Here is a 17300-nt window from a genome sequence, read left to right as displayed (position 1 = left end):
GATCACATCAATGCAAATGATTCCATATAGAAAAATGAAATTTGTGATATTCAGCAAACAAAAAAGCCAGTGATAAATATAACTGGCCTCTATTGGTTTTGGTGTGCTATTCGGTATGCTCAGCTTTCTTGAAGGAATCGTGCAAAATAGCCATTGAAGTCGGAGATAGCAACATTTCACCGTCAGCATGACCGAGTGTGACATTTTTCAGGTTGGTATCGCAAATGGTTACCCAGTTTTGTTTGCGATCATTCGGTAATGAGAATCGAGCCGGCGCATTTGTTTGATTGATCAGATAGATCAATTCGTCGCCCTCTTTACCGATCCCTAAATGCAGCGCGACCGAGCTTAAATGGTTCCAATCATCATGCTCCATTAATGTACCATCAACACGACGCCAAAATATTCGGTTGGAGTTACGCTTTTCTCCACTGAATGCCCTGATAAAAGGCACCATGTATTGTTGACGTGCAGAGATCATTTCCGATAGCCAAGTCTTAAAGTCAGTCTTGTTATCAGAGTCTTCCCAATTAAGCCAACTGGTTACACCATCTTGGCAATAGGCGTTGTTGTTGCCCTTTTGAGTATGGGATAGCACATCTGCTGTCAGAATATGTGGAATACCAAAAGCAAATAACAAACTTGCCATAAAGTTACGCTTCTGTTTTTCACGCATTGCGATAATTGAGGGGTTTTCTGTCTCACCTTCAACCCCATAATTTTCAGAGCGGTTATCACCGTGTCCATCGCGGTTGTTCTCACCATTCTCTTCGTTGTGCTTGTGCTTGTAAGAAACAAGATCTTGCATGGTGAAGCCATCATGGTAAGTGATGTAGTTGACGGTTAATTTATACGGCCAGTGCGCTGCACTGTAAATGTCTCGTGACCCCATCAGGCGAGTGGCAAACTCTTTTAAGTAGCCTTGATCACCACGCCAAAAGCTTCGAGTGATGTCTCTAAGTTTGTCGTTACACTCGTTCCAACCTAACGGAAAATTGCCGACTTGGTAGCCATTAGGCCCGATATCCCAAGGTTCAGCGATCAACTTGGTTTCTTTCAGTACTGGATCTTGAGCAACGGCTTTGAAAAAAGCAGCCTCAGGGTTGTAATTATCGCCTTCACGGCCGAGTGTCGCGGCCAAATCAAAACGGAAACCGTCAATTTGAAATTCATTTACCCAGTAACGCAGCGTATCCATGACTAAATTCAATGCTGGTTGGTGCGTCAGATCAACCGTATTTCCGCAACCTGTAAAGTTCGCGTAATGGCAACCATGTTTAATGTAGTGGCGGCTATCCAGTGCTTTTAGGTTGAAGGTTTGTCCTGCTTCACCACCTTCTGCCGTGTGGTTGTATACGACGTCGAGAATCACTTCAATTCCATTGCGGTGCAGTTCGCGAATGGCCGTTTTAAGCTCAGTAACAGCATCTTTTTCTGCATAGCGTGGATCAGGCACCATGAACAGATAGGGGTTATATCCCCAATAGTTAACCTTGTTCATGTCTAATAGATGGGTTTCATGCATGCATGCTGCGATGGGCAAAAGTTGAAGAGAGTTAATGTTTTGCTGTTTGTAGAACGCAAGCATTTCTGGGCTGACCAATCCCAAATAACGACCTTTTGTATGGGGGGCGATTTCTGGATGGAGTTGCGATACGCCTTTCACGTGGGTTTCAAAAAGCACCGTCTCCTCGCGGGCTATCTGCGGCTTTTCGACGTTCTGCCAGTCAAAGGTGTCATCAATGACAACACACTTCGCCATCGAAAAACTCTTTTGATTGGTATACGGCGTTGCGTAATTGAGTGGCTCGCTAATGGCTTTGGCGTATGGGTCTGAAAGTAAAATTGGGCCATTGTCTGTCTCAGCAATGAAACCGTATTTTTGCCCAGCTTTAATTCCGTCAACAAATACATATTTGATATCAGCGTATTCATTTTCTAATTCATAGGTGGTGAATTCATCGTTCTCGTCGAACAGAGCGAGCGATAGAGATTTACAATCTGGAGAATATATTGAGAAGTTGCAGCCAGTGTTACCTAGCGTTGCACCTAGCGGATAAGGGCGAGCGAGCATTCTAGTCATTGCTTGATTTCTTGTGCGTTTATCAATGTCAGTGAACTATAAGTAAAAAGCTTTGTCTCAATAAGGTCAAGCAACTTCATAGATTAATTAACCGGTAAAAAATAATTCGTAGATGAAGTTCAAATTATATATTTGAGCTGGATCTCACTAATGGTGAATTATTAGATCTACGTTGTGTCTACTCCTCCTATATTAAGTGATCTACCTCTTTAAAACACCGTTCTGTTTATTTTCTACTCCCTTCTAGTCCCCCCTAATTTAGTTAAGGGTGGAGGACGTCAAATTTGTCATCCCCGCTTAATATTGACCCCGTTGAAACGAATTAGGGGAAACCCTAAACCTCTCTATCTTACGACTACCATTACTGCCTTTGGTCGCCGCAAGAGAGCAAAAATATAAAAATCTAAAATAAATCGTCCTTAATGGAGTTAAGAATGAAAAAAGTAAGTTTGATTGCTGCAGCGGTGACTACTGCACTTATGGCTGGTTCTGCATTCGCTGAGAATGAAGTTGCACTGGATGTAAAAAGTGGTGATTCGGCAATGGAAGTAGAGGTAAAAAACCCTACTGATGTTATCGCCGACGGTTGGGAAGTGCATGGTTATATGTCTTCTAACGTTCGTGTCGTAGATGGTAAAACAGTAGACACTGAGTTTGGTAAGCCAGATTACAAAACGGCTGGTACTCACGGTAAGAGTACAAACCAAGTTGAGTTTGTAGTTAAGAAGCACTCTGAATACCAAAATGGTGTGTGGGCTGATTATGTTCTTCGTACTGAATATGGTAACGGCAACTCATATGCTTATTCTTCTTCTGGTAGCCAAAAAGATAACACCACAGCACAACTTGAAGTAAAGGAAGCGTATGTTGAGCTGGGTGGCATTTTAGGTGATGATACCTCAATCTGGGGTGGGCAACGTTTCTTAAACCGTGCTGCAGGTATCTTGTCTGGTGAGTTCTGGAAACAATCTTCTGGTATTGGTGCTGGTATTCAAACTAAGCTAGGTGGTAACACGGCAGGTATCGCATACGTGATGGCAGATCCTGATGCTGGTTCTTCAACTCCAGGCGCAGAGCGTACGACAGCTTCTTCTATCGACTTGTATTACTACGGAGTAGATGCCGGTATTGGCTCTCTTGACTTTGACTTGAAATACGGTCAAAAAGTTGTAAACGGTGGTGAAGATGAAGATGGTATCGGCGCATCTGTAACGCTAAATACAAGCTACTACGGCCTAGATGGTTGGACACAAAACGCGATTGCATACGGCACTGGTGTGATGCAAAACCGTGGTGTTAACTTCGGTGGTTGGTCTGGCGGTAATGATGATGCTGAGTCTCTATTCTTGACTTCTTACGGTGTGTTAAATATCTCAGAAAGATGGCAACTGGGTACAGAAGCGACATATATCACAGCTCTTGACGAACTTTGGGGCGCTAAAGGCCTAACACGTTATATTGTTGCAGCTCGTCCTTCTTACAAGCTGAACGACAACGTTCGTTTAGAAGCAACGGCTTCTTACGGTCATGAAGAGGGTGATCAAGGCTACTGGGGGCGTACAGGTGATGATGTAGAAAGTAACATCATTAACTTGGAGGTTGCTACAGCGTTCACGGCAAACTCCGATTACTTCGGTCGTCCACAAGTTAAGCCTTATATTAGTTACATCAAAGCAGATGATGATGCAAGTGCTAAGCAAATTGGTATCGAAAACGGTAATGACCAGTTTGTATTCGGTGTGCACACTGAAATTTGGTTCTAAACCATTGACAGTATAGGGCAGCCAATTGGCTGCCTTTTTCTGCTTTCCCCAGCAACAACCAATAGTGAGAGAGATTACAATGACAAATAAAAGCTCTATGTTAGCCGTTTTACTAGGTGCCTTGCTAAGCGGTTGTGCTTCCGATGCTCAAGTTCAGACACAATTAACACCTCCAAACAATGCAGAGGTGTGTTGCAGTGACTTTTCACAGTTCCCATTCGCTCAGCTTAACGACAGTGAAGATTTAAAATTTGATATCGACTTAGGTTCTCCTGTCGGTACATTTACCACAGGTAATAGCCACTTTGCTGCCTTTAAATTCAGCGATCGCTCTGCAGAAATGGTGGTAACACTGTCTAGTTTGATGATTGATGACTCGGTGTTTGCTCCAGAAGCGATTCTACTGGATGAACACTTCCAACCAGTGAAAACATTGAAGTTTGAAGACTTTAAGGTTCAGGCATCCGATGCGTTTACACGTACTAGTTACATTGAACGCCTACGTGTTGATGCAAGTAAGACACCTTACATTATTATCTACACACCTGCTGATGAGCTAGGAAAAGCGATCACAGTTGATCACCCTGCGAAAGTTCGTGCGAAAGAGTTTGGTGAAGTGATGCCTATGGTCACAGATCCCGTATACACCAATCAACTCGGTGGTCGTCTAGAGTTAGAAGTTGAAACTCTCAAGCTTCGTCCTTACCGTGCTAAAGCTGCTGTAGTTTCAGTGACTGCTGTTGCCGCGCCTGTGGTAGTGGCAACTAACAAAGCTGATACGCAGATTCGTGTGCAACAAGAGACAAAAGACTTCTATTTATCGGCTATACAAAATGCGGTTAAATCTGGTGACGTACCTAAAGCCTTAAGTTTGTTAGATGAAGCAAAGGCGCTCAATGTTGAAGGTGCACAAGAAGCTTTTGTGCGAGCCGTCAACGCGAAATAACTTATTAGTTTAATAGATTAAGATTAAGATTAAGGCTTAATGGCTTAGTAGCCCAGTATCTTAGTCGCTTAGATAGAGATCGAACGCTCCTTTAAGGGGCGTTTTTTCTATCTGTATTCATATATTTTAGGTTTAGAGGTAGTTATGCAATCTGAATTGATTCTTATTGATGAGTTCCTAATTCCACAACTTAATCGAACTCGCACGCTTCGTCTTTATCTTCCTGCGGGTTACCGACGATCAGAACAAGCTTATCCGGTCTTATACATGCACGATGGACAGAATGTCTTTGAAGAGTCCACTGCGACATATGGGATGTGTTGGGATGCACGAACCACCCTTGATGAGATGCAGAGACGTGGTAAATTATCGGGGTTAATTGTCGTGGCAATCGACAGCAGTAATGAGCTTGATAAGATGGCGCGTTATAACGAGTATTCGCCTTGGAAAGCACATCGAGATATCAAAGAAATGGGCGTGGGTGATGAGTTACTTAAATTTGGTGGTGAAGGTGACGATTACATGGCTTTCATCTGTCAAACATTGAAGCCTTATATAGACCAAAACTACAGAACAAAGCCTAGCCGAGAGTTTACGTATCTTGCTGGTAGCTCCATGGGGGGATTAATCAGTTTGTATGGAGGCTCTCTATATCAGGATATCTTTGGTGTACTTGGGGTCTTTTCTCCAGCGTTTTGGTTCAATAAACCCTCATACTTTGAATATATGAAAGAGTTTAACTTTCGGTATCCAACGAAAATATATATGGATATGGGAACGGATGAAGCTCGCGAAGGCGCAATAGTCGATTTTGCTGGTGTATATCTAAGTGGTTCGCGGCAAATGAATACGTTACTCGCTCAAAAACAGAACCTGACGCTGTTTTATCAAGAAGGTAAAGATCATAAGCATAATGAACTTGCTTGGTCTCTGCGATTCCCTGACTTCATCGACTTTATTTTTAGATAATAAAAGAAAGGCCTAATTCCATTCTATTTTTAGTAAAAAGGGGATTAGGCTTTTTGTATATAGGTTTGCTTGCAACGCAATTAGTCTTTGGCTACTGATAGCTGTTGTTTATTCCGTTTATTCAACAAGTAGTCATTGTTAAACATACAAGGGTGTTTCCTAGAGAAATCAGGTTTAGCAAATTGTAAGTCACTTAAAATGGCACTACTTGGTTTAGGTTGAATATCAATATGCGCTTGTTTATTGCTTACTGTGACTTGATTTTGGTGACGATCGATCATTACATCTAACTGCTCTGTCAATAGTGTTGAGATAACAGCCACAGATTCTTGGTCTATATCTAGTTTAAGAACCAATGTTATTTCGGAGCTTATTGTACCTTCTAAATTTGACTGAATCTGGTAGTGAGAAATACCACTTTTAGATTCAAATTTTAGCCGTAGTTGACCTCCTTTTCCAAAAGGTAACGTCGCAACCAATTCATGCCAACAACTTGGAAGGTTGGGTGTTAGGTGTATCTCTTTATCTAATAAGCGTGGGCAGTATCCCAAATAGTCTTGTTGCGCGTTACGAGCATATTCGGAAACAGACCAAGCTTGAGCGAATGTGCCGGATTCTACAAGATCACGGCCATCGACTTGGTAAGCATCCAAATTCTCACTCATTGTTCCTCTACAGCCTTGTGTAAGGATTTGCTTCGCTAAGTTTTTGGATAGTTGGTAACTGAGGTCTTGTTTTTTAAACTTGTTGAGAGCGGTGATGGTAAAGCCGGCATTCCACCCCCAGATCGTACCATTGTGATAAGCCGCGTCTTTGTGGTACATGGCTTGGTTGTCATGATATGGGTGAAAATCAACGTGTTCTTGTTGTAACGAACAGATCCCCCATGGGAACAATAACTTTTCGACAGCATTCTTGATGATGTATTGCTCTCTTTCGCTCTGATTTAGCTCAACTTTCTGAGGAATTGAAATCGTCATGAGTTGGTTTGGCCGCACGCTATAGTCGGGAACGTCACCTTCAGATAAATGGTCGGCTAAGCGATTATGTACATGATCCCAAAATTTAGTTGCGAAGTTTTCCTTCACTTTTCCTGCCTGGATTTTCCAGCGATTTTCTGCTTCAGAGTCGCCCACTAAAGTTGCGAGTTGAATGGCACAGTTTAAGCTTTCAAACCATAAAGCTTGGATGTCATTGGCTTTAGGTCCACGAGGAGACCAAGGTGTCATCCCATCAATTTTTGCATCCATCCATGTATCAGGATGGCGATGTGCCATCAAGCTATCTTCATTTAAGTAGTGTTTTTCGACACCTGTGATGAAACGCTTCAGGGTTGGGTAAATAGCCTTAGCGAACGCGACATCACCAGAATAGTTGATGTATTCGAGAGCTTCTCGAATCATCCACGGTGTGCCATCTGTAGTGTTGTAAATGATGTTGGTTTTACTTGTCACGCGATTGGGGATTCGGCCAAAATTCACGGAGCTTTCGTCGAGCATCTGCATTGATGCAAAGTTTTCAATTATCTCTTTAGCTTCGTTAAATAAGCCATTAACCAAGCTTGTTCCTGATAAAGCGATAAACGTATCGCGGCCCCAGCAGTCTTTGAACCAAGGTAGCCCAGCCCAAATACCTGTTCCAAATTCATGGCTAACAAAGGCTCTACTGGCAAGGCGTGACCACATAACTGCCCGATTGTATTCCAGGTCGTTGGTCCACAAATAACTATTGGTCAGGAATTCATAAACTCGCTGTTGGTGAAGAACGTGCTCGTTATTTTTGACCGCTTGATTCACCAGTAAACTAGCGGATTCAAGAGTGTCAGCAAAGCCTAAATAGACAATAAGGTCTGTTTGTTTATTCGACGTTGAGAGCATCAGTTTTACATTACTCTCTGCGAGTTGAACTAGGTCGCGCAGTTCATGGTGATCGTCTAGTGAGACCTCTTGTGCATGTATTGAATGGTTGCCAGCGATGGCGACAAATCTTGGGCTGCCTTCAGGGCAAACTTGAGGGCTGAGTTCTAAGACTACATTTGAGCTTGAGGTATGAACGGTAGAGTGAACCGTCGGTATGTTGAGTTCTGGAATCAGGCTTAAAATGCTTGGTTTGTTTGACAAAACGGTGAGCGATACAAGCCTCGAACCTTGAATAAGGCTTAGTGATTCCTGACTATTGTTGTAATGATGCTCAATTCCATAAGGCATAAGGCGAGCACATTGAGCCTTTAGCTTATTATTTACCTTGCCGTTGGTATAGCTGGCGAAGGATCCGAGTATCCAACCTTGATGGTGACGATATTTTCCGCTGTTTACATAGTTATAGGTGGCACCGTGATAATAACCATCGATGTTATCCCCGAATACAAACGGGAATGACTGTTTGTCTGTGATGGCTAGTTCTTGGAATAGTTGCTCGTGTGGTATTGCAAACTCAGGGTGCTTCCAGTCAGGAAATACGCCCTCAATCTCAATGAGTTGAGTATCAAGTCGCTCTCGTTGAGGGGTTGATTGAGTGTTGTATTCCCCTTTGCTTATGGTAAGGGTTGGAGTCGATGAGGAGAATCCAACCTTTAAGGTGTACTGACCGGCTTCAGTGGGTGAGAGCAGTAGGTCATTGCCAATGCCTTGTGTGTTGATAAGAGATATTGCTTGTTCGAACTCGCAAAGTGTTGCTTCACTTTCATGCCCTGAAAGTGTCCATTGCTTGGTTCCATCTGAATCAGAGATCTTGAAGCGATAGAGATCGGTTGATAAGCATATGCTTGCTCTGTAAGAGCCATCTTGCTCTTTGATCAGTGGGGTATCTAACCCCCAACCATTAAATGTTCCTTTGAGATAAAGCGTAGGGATTTGCATAACGAGGTGACTTCCAAAACAAAAAAGGCACAGCATGCGCTGTGCCAAAGGACAATAGGATATTAATAAGAAGAAAGATTATTTGGTAATTTGCTTAGCTGCTGTGTCTAGTGCTTCTTTAACCGTTTGCTTACCTTGCATTGCGTTATCGATTGCAGCACCCTCAGCGAACCAGTAAGCGGTCATTTGCGGGATGTTAGGCATGACTTCGCCGTTTTCAGCGTTCGTCATAGTTGACTTGATGCGTTCATCACTCTCAAGGATCTTTTGGAATGATTTCAGTGTCACGGCACCAAGAGGTTTATCATCATTCATGATTTTCAGAGCATCGTCTTGGAACAGGTAGTTTTCTAAGAACTCGACAGCAAGGTCAGTATTTGGACTTGCAGCATTGATACCAGCACTTAGGATTCCAACAAACGGGTTACCCTTACCACCATTTAATGTTGGCAATTCTGCAACACCATAATTAACACCAAGCTTATCTAAGTTGCCCCAAGACCAAGGGCCGTTAATAGTCATCGCGACATTACCATTGGTAAACTCGGCTTCAGAAACTGAGTAATCCATGTTCGGGTTAACAACGCCTTGGTTTACCATATCAACTAAGAATTGAAGACCGTGAACGCCCGCTTCGTTGTTAACACCAGTGCTTTTAGCGTTATAGCCTGTTTCTGTTTTCTCAAAAGCGAATGCACCACCAGCAGAAATCATTGGCCATGTGAAGTAAGCATTTTTCACATCCCACATGATGGCTTTTTTACCTTGTTTAGCCATCTCTTTTTGAATAGCAGCAAGTTCTTCCCATGTTTTCGGTGGGTTTGGAAGTAGATCTTTATTGTAGATGAGAGAAGGTGCTTCGATTGCTAGAGGGTATCCTACAATTTTTCCGTTCACTGTGACCGCGTCCCAACTGAAGTCGACAAGCTTTTCTTTGAACTCTTTACTTGGGTTGAGTTCGTGAAGTAAACCTGATTCAGCGTAACCACCAAAACGGTCATGTGCCCAGAAGATGATGTCTGGACCGCCTCCTGTTGCTGCGTGTTGTTGGAATTTAGCTTCCAGTGAATCCGGGTACTGAACATTGATTTTTACACCGGTATCTTCTTCAAATTGTTTACCAATTTCAGCGAGTCCGGCATAACTTTTATCACCATTAATCCAAATAGTGATTTCACCTTCTTCCATAGAAAAAGCGGGTGCATTAAAAAGAGCAGCAAGGGTACAAATAGACAGTGTTTTCAATAAAGGTTTCATAGTTTCATTCCTTATTCAGAAGGTTATCCATAACGATAATCACTTCAATCAGTTCTTATTATCTAGGAGTGATTTTATCGGTTTACTTGTGCCTTGAGAAATAGGTAAATAGATAGGAGATATAGCAAAAATCTATATCATGAAGGCGAGGCTAGAGTTTTAGAGGAAGATGGGCTGCTTTTGTGATATTGAACGTGAAAAGAAATGTGAAGGTGGGCTCAAACAAATTGTTGGTCATTTTGCTAGAGCTGGCTAAGGCGATAATTGCGAATGTCGGTTTATGCTGTATTCAGTTAAAACCACTGATTAGGAATAATAAAAAAGGCAAGGAATTATCTTGCCTTTGTGTGTGTGAGGAGCTTATGGAGCTATAGTTTTAAAGCAAAAGATTCATAAGGTGCTAAGTGTAATGGTGAATCTAGATTCGAAACTTCACCATAGTTGTTGATTAGGCAAGTTGGTGTTTGGGTGCGATATTGTTTAGGAACTTCAAGCGTTAATGACTCTCCTGAGAAGTTACATACGACAAACAGTTGCTCACCATCTAACTCGCGAACGTAGGCAAAAACCTTATCATGTTCTTCAAAAACAGGAATGAAAGATCCGTAGACAATTGCTGGATGAGCTTTGCGTAACTCAATTAATTTCTTGTAGTGGTAAAATATTGAACCTGAATCGGCTAATGCACTTTCGACATTTATATCCGGGTAGTTTGGATTGAGCTCAATCCACGGTGTTCCGTTTGAGAACCCTGCGTTAGCTTGATTGCTCCAGTGCATTGGGGTTCTGGCATTGTCACGGCTGTTCTCATGAATGGCATCCATCATGTGTTCATGAGTGACACCGGACTCTGTTTTTACTTTGTAGAAATTATGAGTTTCAATGTCCTTGTACTGATCCAAGCTGTCGAAGGCAACGTTTGTCATGCCAATTTCTTCACCTTGATAGATATAGGGTGTGCCTTTCAAGAAGTGTAGACAAGTCGCAAGCATTTTTGCTGACTCAATTCGGAAGTTTTTGTCATCACCGTATTTTGACACCAAGCGCGGTAAATCGTGGTTATTCCAGAATAGGGAATTCCAGCCACCATCGGCTAGTTCTAGCTGCCATTTAGTCAGAACATTCTTGAATTCTCTAAGGTCGAGCGGAATAGGATTCCATTTGTCACCGTTTTCCCATGTTAGGGTGATGTGTTCAAATTGGAATACCATCGATAGCTCATTTCTATCTTGTCCGCTGTATAGCTTAGCGATCTCTGGTGTTGCGCCCCAAGTTTCTCCAACGGTTAACAAATCTTTATTGCCAAAGGTAGCCTGATTCATTTGTTGTAATAGCTGGTGTAGTCTTGGCCCGTTGCCCGTAATTCCTTTATCGATCTCTTTACCGATAAGGTCGATCACATCTAATCGGAAGCCGCCGATGCCAAGGTCTATCCACCAGTTCATCATATTATGAACTTCTTCTTGTACCTTCGGGTTTTCCCAATTCAAATCTGGTTGACGCTTTGAAAATAGGTGGAAGAAATATTGTTGTGTCAGCTCATCCCAATGCCAAGCGCTACCGCCGAAGATCGATTCTTGGTCGTCTGGTGCGCTGCCATCCGGTTTTGCATCACGCCAGATGTAATAATCTCTATATGGGTTATCTTTAGAAGAGCGAGCTTGTTCGAACCAACGGTGTTCGTCTGACGTGTGGTTTACCACTAAGTCCATGACAATTTTAATATCACGTTTTTTTGCTTCGTCCATAAGGCATTGCATGTCTTCCATGCTGCCAAACTCTTCAGCAATCGCTTGGTAGTCCGAAATATCGTAACCATTATCATCCATTGGAGATTGGTAAACCGGCGATAACCAAATGACATTGATGCCAAGTTCCTTGAGGTAATCGAGCTTACTGATAATCCCATTTAGGTCGCCGATACCATCGTTATTTGAGTCTAAAAAGCTACGCGGGTAAATTTGGTAGACTACCGCGTCATGCCACCATTTCTGTTCCATCTCAATGTCCACTGAATTAGATAATTGTCTTTACTATAATGATTTCGTCTTTGAGTGGGAAATAGCATTACTAATGCTCTATATAGAAAAATCCTATATCATGTTGTCTATCCGCGGTGTGGTGTCATCAGTGGATTAATTTGTCGAATTTCTAACCTCGCATTTTGTGATCGAATGCAAACTAAGAGAGTTTTATKAATAAGTTATATCGATATTTTCTGATGGTTGCGCATACAGGCAGTATTAAAGGTGCTGCAGAAAAACTGAACATAAGCCAGCCCTCCTTGACCGCTGCAATTAAGAAATTAGAGAGTGATATTGGTGTTGCTATTTTTATTCGGAAGTCAAAAGGCGTTGAACTTACCGAGTATGGATTGTTGTATCGTGAATATGTGCAAGAGCAGCAAGAAAAGCATCTGTCGCTAATGCACCGTTTTACTGATATGCAGCAGCGCCAATTAGGTAAATTGAAGCTCGGCACAGGGGAAGCTTGGTGGGAGCAATTTGTCTGTAAGGCTGTTGAAGAGTACAAACAACAAGAACAAATGGGTTCGTTACATTTAGAGTTCGGAAATAATTTATCTTTGATGCATCACCTTGTTCAAGGGGATATAGACTTGTTTGTTGGCCATGAAATTTATGGATTGCATGAGCGATGTAAAGTGACTTTTTATCCACTATTTCAAGACAAAGAAGCCGTGTTTGTCCGAAATGGTCATCCATTGTTAACAAAGACATATCTAGATTCCAGCTTGTTAAGGCGTGACATGTTGGCGTATCCCATACTCCAAGTGACTCCCGATCACTCCAGACACAACTCCGTACTTTCTGATCACGTAAACTCACAATCTTCTGGGCGAGATGCTGAAGTAATAGGGCGAGATGTTTATGATGTTGATTCTCTTTTTCCGAGCTTAGATATGTTAAGCATGTCAGATGCTGTGATGCCATACAGTCACAAAATGTGCGATTGGATGAATAAAAGAGGTTTTGAAACTTTATTGATTGATGATTCTAAGCGAGGGAATGTCGGTCTTTACACGAAGGTGGGGGCGGACGATCTTAAGATTAAAACCTTCATTGAAATTTTACAGAAAGCTAATTTTGATTAGGCGTTTCAAACGAACAGGATTTTGTGAATTTTCGATGGTTTAACATCTGCACTGCTCATGGCATTTCGGTACTTAACATATTTGAGATTTACGTTAAGTACCGTTATCGTTATTTTGACGCCTCACCATGAATGACTTTGGGAGCCGTTGATTGGATGTTTAACATTCAAGCTAAAGTCGCGAGAGGTGTTATTTATCACTCAAGTAACCAATTCCATTTTCCACATGTGGCGTCTGTTGTTTTTAAGTCTTGTTCTTGAATCTATTGTTTAGTTACTGAAGCAACGGGGCCTCCCACACTGACATTTAGCTCATTAATCGCATTCAGAGTGAAGGTGTAGCTACCCGCTTCTGTTACGTTAAGTTGACAATTCTCGCCTGAACCAAGGTTGATTGTTCCATCTGCAAGTTCAATAGAGTCACAGCCAAGATTCGGTGTTTTCCAATCTGCGTCCGCAAACTTGAAGCCATAGTTGCCCACTTCTAAATCACCCGTTACCGAGTAAACGCCGTTGCCAATAAAGGTCATCGTCCAAGCATCAACAGGGTTCCAGCCATTCATATCACCACGAACATATACGGTCGTTTGGCCGTAGGGAGGGATGCTAGATACATCCTTGTCTGAGTTATCAACCGGTAACCCCGCACCTTGTGCACCATTCTGTGCTTGTACAAATACAGCGGTGGTTAATGCCGGTACTGTGAAGGTTCCAGCGGCAAAGCTTGCACCCTTCACTTTGTTGTCAGCCGAGTTTTGTTGGACATCGTGAAGGGTAAAGCCGGTTGCTCCGGTAATTTTGAATGATTGAGGTCGATGGGTTGAGTTTATAACCGCAACAATCGCATCATTGGCTGGGTCAAGATCTTCGCCTGTCGTTATGCCATCATCGATAGACATCACGATTAGGCCTTCGATTTGATTTTCCCCAACGTTGCGGAAATCAACACGCTTGATGACTTCTTCAGCGGTGTCTAAGCGGAACAGTTCACTTGAACTGCGGATTTTTAATAGCTCTAGGAATTGCTGGTTAGTTAACTCAATATCCTTAGTGTTTGGCTTTGCTGTCTGGTCAGCAGTAATGGTTTTGATCAACTCCCAGTTTGCACCATCTTTGTCTTCACGTGGTAAGCCAACATTCCAATTATTGTCAGTCCCATCGAACCTCACCCGGTTGTACCAATCACCAGAATCGTAAGAATCGCGCTGCATTGACTTAGAACGCAACAGCTCAGAACCCATATGAATGAAGGGTATGCCTTGCCCCAACATCACGGTAGAGAGCGATACAGACTGCATACGAGCACGCTCTGCAGAACTCGTACCCGTGGCGATCTTATAGGCGTTATTATCCCAAAGCGTTTGGTTATCGTGTTTCGACACGTAAGAGATGTTCTCTGACGGCATCTTAGTGTAGCCCGCGGGTGCGCCATTGTAGTCGACGTTTTTACCCAGTTTGGTATCGCCTTTGTAATCAATCAGCACGTATTCTGCTAAGTTGCCGGCCATCCCCAAGCGAACAAGATCTTGGTTGTGTAAGCGACCATTGATCGAATCTTGATCAACTTTGGTTTCTTCGTTGGCAATTGCAGCATTACCGAAGCCTTGGTTAAAGCGAAGTGGGTGGTTGCCCTCAGAGTCGACGCCACCATCGAACGGGCTTCCGCCACGAACGGCATCACGTAATCGATCAGAGAAGGTCCCGATTTCTGTGCCTGCCATGTTGATTTGGTTTGCTTGATCGAAGCGTGCGTTATTCGCGACTTCGCCAAAATCCCAACCTTCACCGTAGAACAGTGTGTTTTTGTCGATTTTACGTACTTCAGCAAGAGCTTCTACCATTACGTCTTTGGGTTGGTGGCCCATTAAGTCAAAACGGAAGCCATCCACTTTATAATCGTCAGCCCATACTTTAAGTGAATCGATCATCAATTTACCCATCATTAGGTTTTCGGTCGCAGTGTTATCACAACAGGTCGAGTTCTCCACGCCACCAGTGTTGACGTTAAGACGGTGGTAGTAGCCAGGGACAATCTTATCCAGCACTGATTTGTCGTTTACGCCAGATGCATTGGTGTGGTTGTATACCACGTCCATGATCAGCTTGAGCTCCATGTCGTGGGTGGCTTTTACCATTTGACGGAATTCGAGAATACGCTTAGAGCCATTAGGATCGGTCGCGTAACTTCCCTCTGGAACCGTGTAATGAAATGGGTCGTAGCCCCAGTTGAAGCTATCAAGCATACGTAAGTCATTCATTAATGCTTGGGCGTCGCCCGTTGAAGGGTCATAACCATCGAGTACATCTTCAATGGTTTTGTTTTCGTCTTCGTTACCACACAAGGCTGCCGCTGGTTTTACATCGCATAGCTTGCCAACTGTGTCGGTAATATCGACACGGTTCGCTTCTGCTTCATCGACGGTGGCGATATCAAATGCCGGTAAGATATGCAGCGTAGTTAAGCCTGCATCTTTCAAGGCTTGAAGGTGCTTGACCGACTCACGATCGGCTTCTGTGAGCGCGAGGTACTTACCGTTTAGGCTCGTTGTACCTAGCTTGTCGCTAAAGCTAAAGTCTCGTAGGTGTGATTCGTAAAGTACGTGATCTTCGTCTTTTTTGACCGTTGGGCGCTTATATCCCACCCAACCTTCTGGCATTAAGGCTGGGTCATCAAGGTCGATAACTTGCGAGTATGCAGAGTTCTTCGACAAGCTGAGTGAGTAAGGGTCAGTGACTAGGCGTGTTTCAATGTTGCCAGTGATTGGGTGGTAGACTGTCACTTGGTAACGATAGTAACGGTTGACGGCATTAGACACAGTATCCGTCGCCCAAATGCCTGTTTCAGGGCTCTCCGTCATGGGGAACACTTGGGAACTTTGCAGGTCTTCGCTATAAAGGACGAGTTCTACATCTTGCGCGGTTGGTGCCCAAAGCTTGAAGGTAGCAGCACTGCCTTCAACAATCGCACCTAATTCTTCTCCCATTGCATTACCAGCATCTTCGCTCGCAAATACCGCATCAAGCACACCTGGTTTTTGAACCTCAGTGGAAGAGATAACGTCGCCATTGGCATTGTAGGCAACAAGAATGATCTGAGATTTCAAAATCGTGCGCAGTGTGCGGTCGTCAACATCGATAGTCAGGGCTGGTAAGCTTGCAAGGTGGCGGAAACGGGCTTTCAATGCGGAAGACAGTTCCCCGTCTTTGCTTAGTTCGATGGCTGTACCCCCGACAATCTTTTTGTCATCGTTCATCGTGATGCTGTTATCGAGTGCGTAGAACAGCTTCACAGAATCAGCGTTACCAGCGGCTTCCCAAGCGATAGTCTCTGCGTCCAACCAATGTGCTTTTTGACCATCAATATTGACTGGGCGTTCTGAAATTGGCTCATAGTACAACTCACTGCTGCCCTGGAACCCGAACACACCTTGTGTATCACCAAGTTGAGTGAGATCGACTTTGGAATTGGCACTGCCAAACGCTTTTTCGTCACCATTGTGTAAAATGAAGTTCATGCATTTATGTGGGTCAGAAGCGTCTGGGTCGACTTTTAATACGTAGTAGGCGCCATAAGTGTCACTGATACCGTCAAATTCATAAGGTGCTTCCCAGTTAGTACCGGTTTCGCTCAACCCCATGCCTATCAAGTCTGTGCTAGTGCAACCATCGCCATTCCATAGGTGAAGTCCCCAGCCGTCGTAAGTAGAGCCAGACGTGCTCGCGGCTGCCACATCACGTTTGTAATACACAACGACTTCGTTTTCGCCTGCTTTGTATAAACCGCTGTTGCCAGAGTCCGTGCTGTTGTCGTTATCACTGCCACAACCTACGATCAGAGTCGCAGTGAAGAGAGGTAAAATCGCTTTGGTTAGAGCAGAACGCTTGAAATTGCTCTTTTTGGTTCTGTTGAAGGTATTTGGTAGAGTGATGCTTTTATTCATGTTTATGTTGTTCACGTTTGATATCCATATGTCACTTTTTATGAAGATGAATATCCTAGTCTTAACGATGGTCAGCTATTTGTGATGGCTATGTATAAAGTTATTTTTAATAGGTAAAAATAGATAACCTAGTGTCAATATCACGTTTTGTATTTGGTTTGCGTTAAATGAGTTGGATCAATGGCTCATTTGTTTAATATTAATAATGCAGGGCGTAGAAGCCAGGCGTAGTTAATAAGGATGAGAGCTCATCCTTATTAATGTGAGGAACATATCGAATTGAGAGAGTGTTAATTTAACTCAGGAATTAAGTTGTTTATCAATTAATTAAAGGGGAGTTGTTCGATAATTAATAGTGATAAATATATTATC

The 17300-nt window shown here is 43.1% G+C and carries 9 protein-coding genes; 4 read left to right on the top strand and 5 right to left on the bottom strand.

All coding sequences use genetic code 11. The features are described from left to right. Positions 1-106: 106 nt before the first annotated feature. Positions 107-2083, bottom strand: a complete 1977-nt coding sequence (glgX, locus tag L4B77_RS16830) for a glycogen debranching protein GlgX (protein ID WP_429751853.1) — start codon at positions 2081-2083, stop codon at positions 107-109. A 434-nt stretch (positions 2084-2517) separates the two neighbouring features. Between glgX and L4B77_RS16825 the strand changes: the two genes are divergently transcribed. The 3 genes from L4B77_RS16825 (at position 2518) to L4B77_RS16815 (ending at position 5761) form a co-directional block, all read left to right on the top strand. Then, complete coding sequence (locus L4B77_RS16825) at positions 2518-3846, top strand: carbohydrate porin (protein WP_261840579.1); 1329 nt, start codon at positions 2518-2520, stop codon at positions 3844-3846. A 79-nt stretch (positions 3847-3925) separates the two neighbouring features. Then, a complete protein-coding gene (locus L4B77_RS16820; protein ID WP_429751850.1) occupies positions 3926-4792 on the top strand; it encodes a MalM family protein in 867 nt (288 codons plus the stop codon). A gap of 144 nt (positions 4793-4936) precedes the next feature. Then, positions 4937-5761: an alpha/beta hydrolase gene (locus L4B77_RS16815; protein WP_429751848.1), complete on the top strand. Its 825-nt coding sequence runs from the start codon at positions 4937-4939 to the stop codon at positions 5759-5761. Between the two features lie 80 nt (positions 5762-5841). Here the strand turns inward: L4B77_RS16815 and L4B77_RS16810 are convergent, their stop codons facing one another. From L4B77_RS16810 to L4B77_RS16800, 3 genes are all read right to left on the bottom strand, one after another. Then, complete coding sequence (locus L4B77_RS16810; RefSeq protein ID WP_429751846.1) at positions 5842-8667, bottom strand: amylo-alpha-1,6-glucosidase; 2826 nt, start codon at positions 8665-8667, stop codon at positions 5842-5844. A gap of 30 nt (positions 8668-8697) precedes the next feature. Beyond that, a complete protein-coding gene (malE, locus tag L4B77_RS16805; RefSeq protein WP_261840583.1) occupies positions 8698-9876 on the bottom strand; it encodes a maltose/maltodextrin ABC transporter substrate-binding protein MalE in 1179 nt (392 codons plus the stop codon). 368 nt (positions 9877-10244) lie between these two features. Further along, on the bottom strand, positions 10245-11876 hold the full coding sequence (locus L4B77_RS16800; RefSeq protein ID WP_429751844.1) for a glycoside hydrolase family 13 protein: 1632 nt from the start codon (positions 11874-11876) through the stop codon (positions 10245-10247). A gap of 194 nt (positions 11877-12070) precedes the next feature. Here L4B77_RS16800 and L4B77_RS16795 point away from each other — a divergent pair, with 194 nt between their 5' ends. After that, a complete protein-coding gene (locus L4B77_RS16795; protein ID WP_429751857.1) occupies positions 12071-12988 on the top strand; it encodes a LysR family transcriptional regulator in 918 nt (305 codons plus the stop codon). A gap of 262 nt (positions 12989-13250) precedes the next feature. Here the strand turns inward: L4B77_RS16795 and pulA are convergent, their stop codons facing one another. Continuing rightward, on the bottom strand, positions 13251-16928 hold the full coding sequence (pulA, locus tag L4B77_RS16790) for a pullulanase-type alpha-1,6-glucosidase (RefSeq protein WP_429751855.1): 3678 nt from the start codon (positions 16926-16928) through the stop codon (positions 13251-13253). Positions 16929-17300: the final 372 nt, after the last annotated feature.

The organism is Vibrio minamisatsumaniensis, assembly GCF_050337445.1.
In the GTDB taxonomy this organism is placed as follows: domain Bacteria; phylum Pseudomonadota; class Gammaproteobacteria; order Enterobacterales; family Vibrionaceae; genus Vibrio; species Vibrio artabrorum.
The sequence above is the reverse complement of the archived record's forward strand: the minus strand, read 5'-3'. Positions and strand labels throughout refer to the sequence as shown.